Origin of the sequence: Wolbachia endosymbiont of Brugia pahangi (assembly GCF_012030695.1) — a bacterium.
Classification (GTDB): domain Bacteria; phylum Pseudomonadota; class Alphaproteobacteria; order Rickettsiales; family Anaplasmataceae; genus Wolbachia.
In genome coordinates, this window is sequence record NZ_CP050521.1 from 828298 (window position 1) to 843403 (window position 15106).

A 15106-nucleotide genomic window follows, 5' to 3' on the forward strand; every position below is an offset into this window, starting at 1 on the left:
TGACAAATTCAGTTTTATCTACCCCATTTAGATCTTTAATAACAACCATCTGCCTCGCACTTTTTTGAAATCCACAACGCACAGCATTTAATTCATTACTCTCCCAACAAAATCATCTACTGGGTCCATCACATTATGCTAAATAGGTGTTTTTAAGACTTCTCCTCTTATTTTTTCAAGAAGAGCTTTTACTTGCTCGTGTAATAGAAACTCCTCTTCTTCTTTTTCCATCAAAGTCAGTACTTCTTCCTGATAACCCGCTGCAAAAGTGCTTAGCATCAGTATTGCTGAACTCCTTACCCCAGCTCACCCTTAATAATCTTACTCAGCTCAGTTCCGCTTGGCAAATCGACTGCAAATACTAATCTATCTTAAAAGTCTTATTTCCTTATTGCTGACTTCTCTAACTACCTTACACCTTATAAAACCCTTATTTTCTGCAAGTATGAGATAATACTATTATCAAATTTATATCTTACACCACTACCTACATCCAGAAACTCATTTTGAGCGTTTACTTTTATAACTGAAATTTCCTTTCCTTTATTCTTCCACTTGACATTATTCTCAGCTTTCTTACTGGACGCAGTAATCAAATCTGTGGAATCAAAATCAGTGTTGTAATAATGACAAAATCTTCTATTTCACCCCCAAACTTTCCATTTACTTTTGATCTTCAAATAAGCAATGAGATAGTTTTATTAAACCAAACGCACCACCCTTTCCCTGCGCTAGTAATTCACCTATTCTGATCTTTTTGTTCCTATCCTTTCTGTGCTTGATTTGTATGAGCTTATGTGCTATTCTTCCGTCTTGTTCATAACAAAGAACAATATTATTGAAACCCTTAGCTGACCTTTTCTCTGCAAATAGGAAAAAAGAATACTCCCTATCTACTGCATGTCTAGGAAATAACATTAGCTATCTCGCTTGATACATAATATTAGAAAAGATATGCTTAACCACTGAGTAGGATAATTTTTCAGGTACTCCTCAACCTCACACTATTTTACAAACAGTACCTATAAATGGTAAAAAAGTAATAAATCTATATGTCATGACATGCATATACCATAGTATAGATCTGAGAATATCTACAAGACGTACTGCCAATGCAAATAAAAAGATGCAACTAACTGTTCAATTTTTCACTCAAAATCAAGTTCACGACATCAGGGCTAGCTTTTCCTTTGGTAAGTTTCATGACTTCGCCAACAAAGAATCCGTATAGTTTTGCTTTACCATTTTGGTATTCTTGAACCTTATCTTGGTTGTCATTGATGATTTTGTCAATAATTTCTGATATTTGACCTTTATCGGTTATTTGCTTCAGGTCCTGCTCTTTTATGATCAAAGATGCTGGCTTGCCAGTTTCAAACATAATATCAAAAACTTGCTTGCCAAGCCTAGCAGAGATCGTTCCATCAACAATAAAATCTAAGAGTTCGGATAAGGCATTTGCTTTAATTGGGGAGCTCACAATATCAATACCCGCTTTATTCAAACGACCGAAAAGCTCTACAGTTAGCCAAGTAACAGCAAGTTTTGAATCGTGCTTTTTTATCAACTCCTCAAAATAGTTAGCAATTGCTTTATCAGAAGTGATGACATCAGCATCGTATTTGTTGATACTTAATTCTCTAATGTATCGTAGCTTTTTTTGATCTGGCAATTCGGGCAAAGATGATCTAATAGAATCAATTTTATCCTGGCTTATCTCAACAGGCAGTAAATCAGGTTCAGGAAAATACCTATAATCACTCGCATCCTCTTTGTTTCGCATTACTTTTGTTTTTCCTAAAGAAACATCAAACAACAAGGTATCTTGACTTATTTTCTCGCCACTTTCCAAAATTTCAATTTGCCTTTGTATTTCATAATCTATAGCTTGCATAATATAACATATTGAGTTTAGGTTTTTTATCTCGCAGCGGGTGCCGAATGTGCTACTGCCTTTTGGGCGAACAGAAACATTTGCATCACAACGAAGCGACCCCTTTTCCATATCACCATTACATGAGCCAATGTAACGCAAAATCTGCCTCAACTTTTTCATGAATTCCGCAGCTTCCTCAGATGAACGAAGATCCGGCTCCGAGACAATTTCCATTAGAGCAACCCCTGCACGATTTAAATCTACATAAGTTTTGCTCTCTTCATGAATGCTTTTTCCTGCATCTTGCTCTAGATGAATTCTTGCGATTCTTATTTCTTTTTTATTATTATTGATAAATATTCTACCATTTTTAACTATTGGCTCAAAAAACTGAGTTATTTGATAACCTTGCGGTAAATCAGGGTAAAAATAATTTTTCCGATCAAAGTAAGAGCTCTTATTAATTTCCGCAGAAAGTGCAAGACCAGTGCGTATTGCCTGCTCTATAGAGTAGTAGTTCAGTATTGGTAGTGTACCTGGCATTGCTGCATCAACCAGAGAAACTTGAGTGTTATGTTCAGCGCCAAACTCAGTTGATGAACTAGAAAATAGCTTTGTCTTAGAAGAAACTTGAGCGTGCACCTCAAGCCCAATTACCGCTTCCCAATCCCCTTTTGTCATGTATTTGATTCAAATGATAATCCTAATATTCTGCAAAATTAGCACAACAAGTCAAAACAAAACTCACGTTTTTATATTTCATCTTAACTTTTTAACCTAATGTTTAAGCGCAGTGCGTACTAAAAATACAAAAAATTACTTAACAAATTTCACTAGCCCCCATAGCACTAAAGGTATTCAGTTATCTTCAATCTGTGCAGATTAAAATGACAAAGTATTACATAATTGACGTCTATGTTTAATTTTTTTACACTATATGTATCTTACGTCTTCACAATATTTCTAGGTTCTTACCTATATAAGCTGAAACTCGCTTATAAAGCGTTTTAGACAGTATATATGTCAATTCGCAGGATTAGAGAGTAAACACTATCTACCACGGAATATCTTTTGCTTTTTTTATTTAGTAAATTTCTTAATAATTTATAACTACCGTTACCTCGCAGCAGGATCCAAAAATACTGCAAAGCATGATGAGAGATTGCCATTTCAGCGTGTTGGATCCAAGTGTCGGGGTACTTAGATGACAGAAAAGGGACTCTGGGATGACACTATCCTTCTAATAGTATACTAGCAACTGTTAGGCCTTACTAAAAAATAAAGAGAAATATGAAAGCCCTATATCTTCTCACATCAAAAGAACTTGCTTTTTGACATGAATAATTATATATTTTTAATAAATTAGAGTTGTATACAAAATGAAGAGCTTAAAGGAATTATCCTTAAGAATTAAGAATATTAGGTCTGTACAGAAAACTACGAAGATAATGCAAATGGTTTCTGCAGCAAAGTTATTACAGAGTCAAAAAAAGTTATCAAATTCAAAACTGTATATATCCAAGCTGCATGACATTATTTCTTCAATAATGTCATCCGCTGACCAGGAATTACTGGCAAAAATCTTCACCACTGGCGATAGCGATTCTTATCTAGTGTTTATCATTGCATCTGATCGTGGCTTATGCGGCAGTTTTAATTCCTCTATTGCAAAATCTAGCCAAGAGTATGTAAATAAATTGATCGCGAGTAGCAAAAAAGTAGATATTGTATTTCTTGGTAAAAAAGCTTTTGATATAGGTAAAAATAGATTCGACTCTAAAAGCATTTTAAAAATTGAAAACAGTAAGGGGATCACGCTAAAGCGTGTAGAAGCTTTAGTTGACAGTATGGATCTCAGTAAATATGATAGGATTAAAGTTTTCTATAATAAATTTTACAATACCTTCACACAGAAGCCAATGTTGGAAACGATAAAACCATGGAGTAAAAGCTCATCTTTGATTGATGACTATCTGACCAATTCAACAATAGACTACAACTATAAATATGAACCACAAAATACTGAATTTATCTTACGATCTTTGATTCAAAATTACGTTGTAACTGCCCTTTACTCTGCTTTACTTGAAAGTGCAGCGAGTGAGAATAGTGCTAGAATGGCTGCTATGGAATCGGCTAATAGAAACACTAAGGAAATGCTGAATAAGTTGGCATTGCTTTACAATTGTTCTCGTCAAGCAGCGATTACAACTGACTTGATCGAAGTGATAGGTGGTGCAGAATCTTTGTAGAAATCTCAGGGATAAAAATGAATATATTAAATATCGCAGCAGACATAATTAAACTAATAAAAAAGCAAAACCAAGACGCAGAGGTTGCAATATATGAAACTAACAAAATCTTCGTTTCCCAACGTCTATCAAAAATTGAACAAATATCACAATCTAAGAATTGTACTATAGGAATTAGAGCTATAGCAGGTAAAACCAAAGCTGCGTATATTTCTACAAACGATTTAAATAATCTTAGTGACATGGTAAGCAAAGTAGTAGAAATGGCAAAGAATGCACAAGAGGATCCTTACATTAATTTTGCTATAGATAGAGATAATTGTACCTACTCTACAGGCTTAGGTATCTTAGATAATAATGTTGTAACTATTGATAATCTAAAAGAAATTGTCGAAGTTGCAGAAAACTCAGCTCTTGCACATAAAAATATTATTAATTCTGAAGGAGCCTCTTCTTCACATGTTTTAGTAAATACAGTATTATCTACTGTTTCTGGTTTTATCGGCTCATTTAGTAAATCAACCTTTGCTAATCAGGTCTCTGTTGTCGCTGGAGAGGGAAGTGAGATGAAGATTGGCTATGACTACGATATAGCATGTAACTTCGGCGATTTAAAATCGCCAGAGTTAATAGGGAAAGAAGCAGCAAAAAGGGCAATTGATCAATTGAATTCACGCACGATTAAAACTGGTAAATTTCCAGTTATTTTTGAAAAAAGAGCAGCAAAAGAGCTAGTAAGAAATTTTGCTTCTGCTATAAATGGTAGCAGCATTGCGAATGACAGCTCTTTCTTGAGAAATAGTTTAAATACTCATATTTTCAACAATAGAATCAACATTATTGATGACCCATTGTTACCAAGGGGCATAGAATCAAGACCATTTGATGGAGAAGGAATAACTAGCAGGAAAAATACGTTTGTAAAAAACGGAATACTACAAAATTGGATTCTGGATCTATACTCGGCTAAAAAGTTAAACTTGGAAACAACTGGAAATGCAACTCGTGCAAGTAATGCTGCAATCATTCCTGCAGCTAGTAACTTCTACGTCGAAAATGGTAATATATCACTTAAAGAATTAATTGAGGAAGTGAAAGAGGGAGTATATATAACTGATTTATTTAGCTTTGGTGTTAATTTAATTAATGGTGATTATAGTCAAGGTGCATCAGGATTTTTTATAGAAAATGGTAAAATAACGTATCCAATACACGAGATTACTGTTGCTAGCAATTTAAAAGACATGTTTAGCAACTTAGTCGTTGCGGACGATTTAACCTTCTGTGGGCAATTTAATTCACCAACGATTAAAGTTAGTGAAATGACAGTTGCAGGTAACAATTAGAAAATTTAGTTGCATCAAGTATAACAATTATGTATTATGGTTATGTAATGTTAATGGTAGACTATGGAATATGGAAGTTTAGTTTTAACAACTGAGCTTCAAGCATTCTTAATTTTAATTTCAAAGTTTTTCACCACATTAGTAGTATTAGTTAATAATTTTAGGAGTTGTTTCAATGGAATTCGGTAATATAAAGTGGTTTAATGCTGAAAAAGGTTATGGCTTTATCAAGCCAGAAGCTAATGGAAATGATATTTTTGTACATATCAGTACGCTAGAACGTTCAGGAATAAGACCTGATTCACTCAGAGGAGAAAACAAGGAAAAGGGAATAAAAGGAGAAAGAGTAAGCTATGAGCTCAAAGAGGAGCGCGGTAGAAATGGAGAAGGAAAAAAATTTGCAATAAATTTGAAGTTGTTAGAAGATTAATTCGCATTTTGATGATAAAAGTTCTTAGTAAAGCTGATATATTGTGAACAGCTTTTATGAAATGGGTCTCCCACTATTGCTTGCGCAAGCTCTAGATAAAAACAGTTTTTCTGTTCCAACTCCAGTTCAAGCACAGGCAATTCCCTTAGCTCTAAAGGGTAAAGATATTCTTGGATCTGCCCAAACGGGAACTGGAAAAACTTTGGCATTTGCTATTCCGTTAATTGCTAAGTTATTAGGTGAGCCTAACGCTAGTACAGCTTTGGTTATTGTACCAACCAGAGAGCTTGCGCAGCAGGTAACAAATGAAATAGGGAAGCTTTTGTTAAAAAACTCCGTGCTAAAGATTGCCTTATTGATTGGTGGTGAGCCCATTTTCAGGCAGCTAAATCAGCTTCAGAGAAGGCCACGAATTGTAATAGGTACTCCTGGCCGTATTATAGATCATATTGAGCGTAAAACTTTGATTACTAACAATGTCAGCACTCTTGTACTTGATGAAGTGGATCGTATGTTTGATATGGGTTTCGGAATTCAAATTGAAGGGATTATGAAATATCTCCCAAAAATGCGGCAAAACCTTATGTTTTCTGCAACTCTTCCTGGTGATATAGTTAAGCTTGCTGAGAAGTACTCAAACCAGCCAGAACGTGTTTCTGTTGAGAATGAAGCAACAACTTCTGTAAAAATCAAGCAAGAAATTATTTATGCATCAGAGTCAGAAAAGTATGGAAAGCTTGTTACACAATTATATCAGCGTAAAGGATCGATCATTGTTTTTGTCAGGACAAAGCAAAGAGCAGATCAACTAGCTTACAAATTGCGCAAGGATAACCATAGTGCTTTGGCAATTCATGGTGACTTGAAGCAGCGCAAGCGCAAGAGGGTTATTAACTCTTTTCGTCGTGGTCACAATAAAATTATGGTTGCAACAGATGTTGCTTCTCGAGGCCTTGATATTCCTCACATTCAACATGTTATCAATTATGACGCACCGGAATCGCAAGCTAACTATATTCATCGCACAGGTAGAACTGCACGCGCTGGAGCTGAAGGGTACGCACTGTCCTTTATTACATCTCAGGATAAAAAAAGGCTGCCTACACTGACAGATAAAAAAGGAGAGCTAAATTTTGATTGTAATGTGCAATTTAAGAAATGTAGCAGTAAAAAGGTTTCTAGAAGGCCAAGTGCACTAAAAATTAAGTATGGTAGAAAAAAGATTAGTACTTTTAAAAAGAAAAGCACAGTACTAGAGAAAATATATTAATATATTAACCATCTTTTCCATTCTTAAAAAACCTCAGAGTAAAAAAAATGCTTTAGAAAATTGAGGGACCATAAACCTACCTGCTAGATACTTTGTTACTAAAGAAGAGTTCAAGGGATAAATCAAAACTCAGTGGCTTTTTCTATAAATCTACTAACTATTGCTCAATGCAATTTTATAACTCGCATTGGCGAAAGCTGGTACAGCAACTATGGCAGTGTCTACTATTAAAATTCTTTTTCCTAAACTTAATTTCTGATAAAATTTATCAGCAAGGTTAAGTTCATCATGTGAAAAACCATTTTCATGATCAACAATAATAGCAATATTCCTTTTGTTTTTTAGAACTTCATTGGAAGATTTTTCCTACCCTGCTTTATCACACAAGATAAAACTTCTATTCGAGAGTCAGGTAAATCATGGAAATTAACAGGAGGTAAAACCTCTGGCACACTTATTCTGCAACATTGTTCTGCAGTTTCGATTGCCTGTAATTTTGCTCTATTCAGATTAATATTCTTTACCACTGTATGTTCCGTTAAAATGAATTGAATACATGTTGCCCCCATTTCACAGTGGCTTGTTTTATTACATTGCTTAGAGTAGTATTTTTTACTATAGCACAATACACTTCTATTGAAGGTTAGTCTACCAGAAAGACTACCATTTGCAAGCTGAAGATTGACCCACACTTAGCTCCTTGAATGACTCTTACGGGATTTGAACCCGTGTTACCACCGTGAAAGGGTGATGTCCTAACCACTAGACGAAAGAGTCAATGTGAATTAACTAAGTTATATTGATTATGCGTAAGAAGTCAATTCAATTATTTTAAAGCACAAACACCTTTTTCTATTCCACATTCAATATTCACGAATTTACTTTAGAATTAAAAGTTTTAGGTTTTATTCTTAATTATTCAACTTTTGTATCAGATTCATAGCTAGAATCATAACTTGAATCCCCGCTTTCATACTTTTGTTTTATTTTTTTTACATTAAAGACAGCTCTCTAGTCTCAATTTTTCGATTACTAGTCTGTCACTGATTTATTAGCCTATTAGGACTTTGTTCGTTTAGTTTCATTCATTCTTGCCATTCGTTTACTTTATCTTGCACTATCCCATGATAAGTCTCTGAATTAGTTTTTATATCTCTTGCTTTTCTCTCCGCCCTTTTTTGAACAAATCTACTTCAGCAAATAGGTTCTCTGATCAACTGTCCTAGCTCCTTCTGTTTTAAGCTAGCAGGCTTTTTTGCTCTAAAAGATCATCTACAATGCAATAAGTAGGTTCTTCTAATATACTAAAATAACCGTTGTTTTCCAGTGACAAATTTTCAGTAGATTTTTATATGGATCATATACTTCAGCATAAGTAGACTCTCTTGATGTATTGAAATAACCATACTTCTCTAATGAATTACTAACCTTAGAGTTATATACCTCAGCATAGATGGGCTATTTCAAAAGCAAAACATCATAGCCAGTACTCTTTGGCTTGTAGTCAAAAGTTCTCGTGGCTTTAGGTAGTATCACATTACTAACTGAGTTAGCCTTGAGTTTCAACTTCACGGCTTCTTTAAACTTATTAAAATCTCTCTTTCTTCGAAAATCTTCAATATATTCCCCTTCTCTTTGTCATTTTTAGGCATTGCACTCATGCATTATTAATTTACCAAGCATCAAACAACATTTTTCTCTATAGTTTTTTGAGGTATTCTTTAGCTTGTACCGATATAGCCTCTTGCTCATAAGTAAGAGCTCTTTACATATTTATAAATTTATATTTCTAATATCATCGCTGCCTATTGCATTAACATTAGCTGCCAGAGTTAATAAGTAATTCCATTACGTCATAATCAAAATTCTTTACTGAGTACTCTAAAGCACGGTTTAAAGCTTGACCGCATTTATGTTAAATAATCCTGTATTGCTAAAAGGATTGACTTTCGAAAAGAGTTTTTTTTAAGATTATTTGTTACCCTATGAAGGCTTAAAGCTAGTTTAATAATTTTTATGTTACTATTTCTAGCAGATCTAATTAAAAAATTGTTTATTATGTCCATGATTGTACTCTTCTATAAAGATTCACTATCATTGTACAATTTTAACTATGACGATTTATTTTGTATTAATAATAGCAGCCCTTTACGTCCAGCATCTCTCTACATCCACTTAACAAGAGGTGGCATTGACATCATAATTGCATCTGGATTACCATCCGTCATTAAACCAAACTTTGTACCACGGTCATACAACAGATTGAATTCTACATACCTACCGCGTTTTATTAATTGGGTCTCTCGTTGTTCTTTCGTCCAAGGCTTGCGCATATGTTGACGTATAATATGTAAATAAATTTTTAAAAAGGTTTCACCTACTGCTTTTGTAAACTTAAAGTCATTTTCCCATCTACCGGAATTAAGATTATCGTAAAAGATTCCACCAATACCACGTGGCTCTTTTCTATGTTGTAAGAAAAAGTAGTTATCACACTGCTCCTTGAATTTTAGATAGTATTCAGCGTCAAATTTATCACATGTTGTTTTGATTGATTCATGAATGTACTTATAATCTTCTTCGTTTTTATATGTTGGAGTAAAGTCCATTCCTCCACCGAACCATTGTTTTGATGTATATATCAACCTTGTGTTCATATGTGCTGCAGGAACAAGGGGAGATTGCATGTGAGACACTAAAGATATACCACTTGCCCAAAACTCTCCATTACTCTCACTTGCACCAGGAATTTCATTTACAACTGAATCTGCAAATTTTCCATATACCTTTGAAATGTTTACTCCCACTTTTTCAAAGATGTCACCATAGATGATTGTAGATTCCCCACCTCCTCCACCTGGACGATCCCATTTTCTCTTTTCGATTTTTGGATCTGTAGGTGACTGCCCTTCAATTAACAAGAAAGACTCAACAACTCTGTCTCTTAGTGCACGGAACCATTCGAAAGCTTGTATTTTTTGTTCTTTCATAATATTTTGCCACTAGTACCAATTTCAAGAGATTTAAATGGTAATTACCTATCAAAGATGTTAATAAATCTATAATAATTAAACAAATATAATGAAATATTTTTATATGCACAATGAGTAAAAGATACATAGATAGCAAGAAAGAGAACAGGGTTGACTTCATATTGAGGAATCATGGAATGTCAGTTATCATTATGGCAGTTATTATGTTCTTACCTCCAGTAGCAATATCAGTACTCTACTTTTTTGATATATATGATCAGCACACTAATATAGAGATTAATCTATTGGTTAGCACTCTAGTGACTCTCTTTATAGTATATAATGTAAAACATTACAGATACTTGCTTAATATCATAGAATTTCAAAATGCAATATTTGCAAATGCACTAAACCATAATACAGAATTTTGTCTTATTTTACACAAAAATGAAGATGTCGTTTATGCTGATGCGAGGTTCTACGAAAGGTTTAAAGATTACATAGATAATGATGTTACACTAGGCAAGATTCTTGAAGTAGGGGATATTTCAGAAAAAGACAAAAAAGCATTATATCAAGCGCTAAAGAATAACTCTTCTGTACAGGTGCGCATTGTCTTAAGCAAGAAAAGTAGAATATCTAGCTTTCTTTTGCTTTGTGAATCAATACCAGATAATCCACAAATTGCTATAAACAGTAATAAGATCTTAAATTTATCATTAGCACCAATAGCAAGACCACATGGGTATTTCGTATTGAAAGCAACACAAATGAACAAAGAACAGGTATACGAAGAATTAATAGAAAAGCACAATATAGGAACTTATATTGCAAATACTAAGGGAATAATTTTATCTGTAAATAAAAGATTTTTAGACATGTTTGAATTGAAAAAACTTGAAAAAGGCAGTTCAATTAATGATTTCATATTTCAATCTAAGTATAACAATGTAGCAACTGATAATAACATTTTGTTTTTTACTGTAAATGGTGTTCCATTTAAGGCTTATATGAGCACTGCTATGTTTTGCGATAAACATCATCATAGCTATATATATGGCCTTATTACACCAGTTGAATCAAACGTTATTGATTACCAATTACACCCTTGTTTTGCAAATTCATCAATTGCTATTGCACAATGTGATGTAAACGGTAGTTTTATAAAGAAAAATACAGCGCTAATAAAACTTGCAGGGCCAGATAATAGCTCAATATTTACACTGATATCTGATGACTATCATATGAAAATACGTGAATATTTCTTGAGTAACAGGATAAATAATGCGTCCTTTGATGTGCAGCTTAATAACAATAATAACATGAAAATATATTTCAATAAGTTTCTTCATAATAGAATGATGTTTATACTTTGTTATTTTGTTGATAATACTGAGCACAAAAACCTGGAGATAAAGCTTGAACATTATCAAAAAATGCAAGCCATAGGTCAATTAGCAGGTGGTATTGCACATGATTTCAACAATATACTAACTGGAATAATAGGATTTTGCGATTTGCTTTTACTCCAGCATTCAGCTGGCGATCCATCTTTCGGAGATATAATACAAATACAGCAAAATGCAAAACGTGGATCAAATTTAGTTAAGCAATTGCTTGCTTTTTCAAGAAGGCAAACTATGCAACCAAAGATTATTGATGTAAATAGTACAATAGCTAATCTTTGTGAAATGATAAAAAGATTAATAGGTGAAAACATAAAATTTACTACTTATTATGGTAGAGATTTAGGTATGGTTAGGGCTGACCAAGGACAATTAGAGCAAGTTATACTTAACTTAGCAGTCAATGCTAGCGCTGCTATGGAAAAAGGAGGAGAGCTAACTATACGAACTTTTAATAAAAAGATTGATTCATTAAATTCTACACCTCAGGGTATGTTTTCTCCAGACAAGGAAGCGATTGAACATGGAAATTATGTTATGATTGAAGTAATTGATACGGGATGTGGTATGGTGAGTGATACAGTTGAAAAAGTATTTGATCCATTTTTTTCTACCAAAGATATTACCTCTGGTACAGGTCTTGGTCTCTCTACTGTATATGGTATTATTAAACAAACTGAGGGGTATATCTATGTTGCCAGTGAAGTAAATTGTGGAACTAAATTTAGCATATTTTTGCCTATGGTTTACATATCAGATGAGAATCATAGAGAGAAGGGTAGTGAAGAAATAGAGAAACCAGTAGTAAATGAAGTGAAAGATAATGGTATAATTTTATTAATTGAAGATGAAGACTCAGTAAGGGAGTTCATTACTAAGGCACTAAAAAGAAAAGGATTTGATGTAATAGAAGCTAGTATGGGCAGCAAAGCGTTAGAAATAATAAGTAAAAAAAATCAACATATAGATCTAATAATCACCGATGTAATAATGCCAGAAGTCAGCGGTCCAGAGATAGTCAAAGAAGCTCTAATTCACAGGCCGGATATCAACGTTATTTTTATTTCTGGATACACAGAAGATGCATTTTTGAAAAACGATAACATTAATATAGAAGATTTTCACTTTTTACCAAAGCCATTTACTCTAAGTGAATTAGGAAATAAAGTTCAAAGTGTACTACATAAAGCAAAAAAAGCGGTTTAATTTTAGGCACAAAAAAATTTTCTAATGCAAAAGTTTTTAGCATATATATAGAGAGTTATTCTACACATAAGACAAAGGACGTGAGCAAGGTTATTGCAATAGTAAATCAAAAGGGTGGAGTTGGCAAAACTATAACTAGTATAAATTTATCGACAGCTTTTGCTGCTGTAGGAAAAAGTACTTTATTGGTAGATTTTGATCCTTAAGGAAATGCTAATACTAGTTAGTGAATTTCTTATCGTAGTAGAGAAGAGAAAAATATATATAAAATATTACTAAATAGCGAAAATAAACTCATAAGATCAGCAATTTTCAATATAAAGGAAATTCCAAATTCACCGCTAATTTCTTCAGTAATTGATCTACCGGCTGCAGAAATTGAATTATTACAACTTGAACGGGGAAAGTTTATGCTAAAGAATGCATTAGAGAAAATATGCGATGATTATGAGTACACAATTATTGATTGCCCTCCATCACTTGGCTTGCTTACTATCAATGTTTTGACGGTTGCTGATTCTATTATTGTTCCTCTTCAGTGTGAATTTTTGCTTTGGAGAGGCTAAGTCATTAGTTAAAACTGTAGAGCTAATAAAAAGAAATAGCCTAAACCCTTTTCTAACATAGAGGAATCTTGCTAACAATGTATAACAGACGTAACAAACTTAGAGGACAGATTAAAGATGACATTTATCAGTACCTAAATAATAAGGTGTATAAAAAACTATTATTCCGTTGTATGAGACTATCATTCTATGCAATGTAAGACTGTTAGAAGCGCACCTTCTCAAAGGAAGCTAGCCATTGTGTATGATCTTAAATGTTTTGGTGCGTAAGCATATATAGGTTTAGCAAAGGAATTTTTGAAAAAGCATGCTAGCAGCTGTAAAGAAAAGAAGCTGGTAATAAGTAAGAATACAGCATGAAGGATGAAAAGAGCTCGGGCAGAGGTCTTGCTGGTCTTACAGGTGACAACTATGACAATAAAGAAGATCGACAAGAGTATTTATCCATTTCATTACTGCACCCAAGCAAGTTTCAGCCAAGGAAATACTTTGATGAAGAATCATTGAAAGAACCTGCAAGTTCAATAGAGGAAAATGGCACAATACAGCCTATCGTGGTACGTAAAGGTTCAAATTTAAAGATAGCTATGAAATAAATAGCTGGGAAATGTTGTTGGTGAGCAGGCAAGATTGCAAATCTCGATAGCGCTTCGGTTATTGTAAAAGATTTGAGTGATAAAGAATGCTTGGAATTATCCATTATTAAGAACATACAGAGGCAAGATATTAACCCTATAGAAAAGGTGATCATATAGAAAATTAATAGGTAAATTTTTCTACACATATGAATAACTAGCTCTAGCTACAGGCAAAAGCCGCAGTTATATAACCAATATGACTAAGATGTTGTCGCTCCCCAACAGTGTGAAAATGATGATCAACGAAAAAGTTGTCTATGAGTTATGCAAGAGCGCTAACTAATATTGAAAATGCAGGAAGTATCACAGAAAAAATAGTTTCTCAGAGTTTGAGTGTTAGACAAACTAAAAAATTGATAAAAGACTTGCATTGAAATAGCAGCTAAAAAGAACGAAAATACACTTAAAACCAAGACATAGCAGTAGTAGAGGACGCTATATTTTCTCAGAGCTTGGTTTAAAGATCAAAATTAATAATAATAATTCCAAGGGGGAAAATTATGATACAATAATCCAAATGAATTAGATTTAACACCAAAAATTTTGAATAGAAAACTTGAGGTATAGCTGCCAGCAGAGCAAAATATAATATAGAATATAACTGTTGATGTCACCCAAGCAAGCTCATAGAAATGCAAAAAATACTTAATAAACTTTGCCAGCTTTATTATTATCAATAATAAAGTTGTTTCATAATTTAAAGCCTATCGGAAGTCAAAGTCTAGAGTGGTATATTTTTAGTGTGTGCACTTAATTTCTAGGGTGTTTTTGTTGTATTCTTTCTGAACTTTTTCTATAGTAGAGTTGTTTGCCTAATGTCATGAATTGTGCCTACTAAGCGCTAAAAACATTAAAAAATGCTAACATTATAAAATAGATAGTAAATAACCAGCTAACAGGGAATCTTTTGCCTTTTTTTATTTGGTAAGTTTCTTAATATTTATAGCCAGTTGCAATTCATGAAGCCAAGTAGCTCTGTAAAAATAATTTATTTTTGTAAAACACAATAAATAGTATAATTTCACTACTTAGCACTGAAATCCAGAAATCTTATCTGTATATCATCTATTTTTGTGGAAATACTATGAACACTGAAAGTGGCTGAATCTGCTACTTTCAAGTGAAAGAAACCTCAACAGAGGTT

The 15106-nt window shown here is 33.4% G+C and carries 13 protein-coding genes, 1 tRNA gene and 2 pseudogenes; 8 read left to right on the forward strand and 8 right to left on the reverse strand.

Going from position 1 to position 15106, the window contains the following annotated elements; translation table 11 throughout:
• Window positions 1-138 precede the first annotated feature (138 nt).
• The 4 genes from WBP_RS04120 to gatB all read right to left on the reverse strand — a co-directional run bounded on the left by WBP_RS04120 (window position 139) and on the right by gatB (window position 2557).
• Window positions 139-279, reverse strand: coding sequence for a hypothetical protein (locus WBP_RS04120; protein ID WP_167896145.1), 141 nt, complete (start codon window positions 277-279; stop codon window positions 139-141).
• Between the two features lie 140 nt (window positions 280-419).
• Entirely contained in the window at window positions 420-596 is a 177-nt protein-coding gene (locus WBP_RS04125) for a hypothetical protein (RefSeq protein ID WP_158676306.1), read from the reverse strand.
• Window positions 597-663: 67 nt separating this feature from the next.
• Window positions 664-918 carry a hypothetical protein gene (locus WBP_RS04130; RefSeq protein WP_167896146.1) on the reverse strand — a complete coding sequence of 85 codons (255 nt, stop codon included), beginning with the start codon at window positions 916-918 and terminating at the stop codon, window positions 664-666.
• Between the two features lie 214 nt (window positions 919-1132).
• The gene (gatB, locus tag WBP_RS04135) at window positions 1133-2557 is read right to left on the reverse strand and encodes an Asp-tRNA(Asn)/Glu-tRNA(Gln) amidotransferase subunit GatB (RefSeq protein WP_167896147.1); all 1425 of its coding nucleotides are present in this window, start codon (window positions 2555-2557) and stop codon (window positions 1133-1135) included.
• Between the two features lie 698 nt (window positions 2558-3255).
• Here gatB and atpG point away from each other — a divergent pair.
• The 4 genes from atpG (at window position 3256) to WBP_RS04155 (ending at window position 7174) form a co-directional block, all read left to right on the forward strand.
• Window positions 3256-4128: an ATP synthase F1 subunit gamma gene (gene atpG / locus WBP_RS04140; RefSeq protein ID WP_167896148.1), complete on the forward strand. Its 873-nt coding sequence runs from the start codon at window positions 3256-3258 to the stop codon at window positions 4126-4128.
• Window positions 4129-4145: 17 nt separating this feature from the next.
• Complete coding sequence (locus tag WBP_RS04145) at window positions 4146-5474, forward strand: TldD/PmbA family protein (protein WP_167896149.1); 1329 nt, start codon at window positions 4146-4148, stop codon at window positions 5472-5474.
• A 175-nt stretch (window positions 5475-5649) separates the two neighbouring features.
• Window positions 5650-5904, forward strand: a complete 255-nt coding sequence (locus WBP_RS04150; RefSeq protein WP_011256904.1) for a cold-shock protein — start codon at window positions 5650-5652, stop codon at window positions 5902-5904.
• Window positions 5905-5947: 43 nt separating this feature from the next.
• A complete protein-coding gene (locus WBP_RS04155) occupies window positions 5948-7174 on the forward strand; it encodes a DEAD/DEAH box helicase (protein ID WP_167896150.1) in 1227 nt (408 codons plus the stop codon).
• Between the two features lie 153 nt (window positions 7175-7327).
• On the opposite strand, the gene WBP_RS06320 is transcribed toward WBP_RS04155, so the two are convergent.
• The 4 genes from WBP_RS06320 to hemF form a co-directional block, all read right to left on the reverse strand.
• Complete coding sequence (locus WBP_RS06320) at window positions 7328-7501, reverse strand: 16S rRNA (uracil(1498)-N(3))-methyltransferase (RefSeq protein WP_369799990.1); 174 nt, start codon at window positions 7499-7501, stop codon at window positions 7328-7330.
• A 14-nt stretch (window positions 7502-7515) separates the two neighbouring features.
• Window positions 7516-7866 carry a 16S rRNA (uracil(1498)-N(3))-methyltransferase gene (locus WBP_RS05845; RefSeq protein WP_246165920.1) on the reverse strand — a complete coding sequence of 117 codons (351 nt, stop codon included), beginning with the start codon at window positions 7864-7866 and terminating at the stop codon, window positions 7516-7518.
• 13 nt (window positions 7867-7879) lie between these two features.
• Window positions 7880-7951 (reverse strand) — tRNA-Glu (locus WBP_RS04165).
• Window positions 7952-9339: 1388 nt separating this feature from the next.
• Window positions 9340-10164 carry an oxygen-dependent coproporphyrinogen oxidase gene (gene hemF, locus WBP_RS04170; protein ID WP_167896151.1) on the reverse strand — a complete coding sequence of 275 codons (825 nt, stop codon included), beginning with the start codon at window positions 10162-10164 and terminating at the stop codon, window positions 9340-9342.
• Window positions 10165-10277: 113 nt separating this feature from the next.
• Between hemF and WBP_RS04175 the strand changes: the two genes are divergently transcribed.
• From WBP_RS04175 to WBP_RS05860, 4 genes and pseudogenes are all read left to right on the forward strand, one after another.
• Window positions 10278-12758, forward strand: a complete 2481-nt coding sequence (locus WBP_RS04175) for a response regulator (RefSeq protein ID WP_167896152.1) — start codon at window positions 10278-10280, stop codon at window positions 12756-12758.
• An 80-nt stretch (window positions 12759-12838) separates the two neighbouring features.
• A pseudogene (locus tag WBP_RS06325) lies at window positions 12839-13684 on the forward strand (ParA family protein).
• Window positions 13681-13920 carry a ParB N-terminal domain-containing protein gene (locus WBP_RS05855; RefSeq protein ID WP_225416114.1) on the forward strand — a complete coding sequence of 80 codons (240 nt, stop codon included), beginning with the start codon at window positions 13681-13683 and terminating at the stop codon, window positions 13918-13920. Before WBP_RS06325 ends, WBP_RS05855 begins: the two are co-directional and overlap by 4 nt.
• A gap of 247 nt (window positions 13921-14167) precedes the next feature.
• Window positions 14168-14336 (forward strand): annotated as a pseudogene (locus WBP_RS05860) (hypothetical protein).
• Window positions 14337-15106 lie beyond the last annotated feature (770 nt).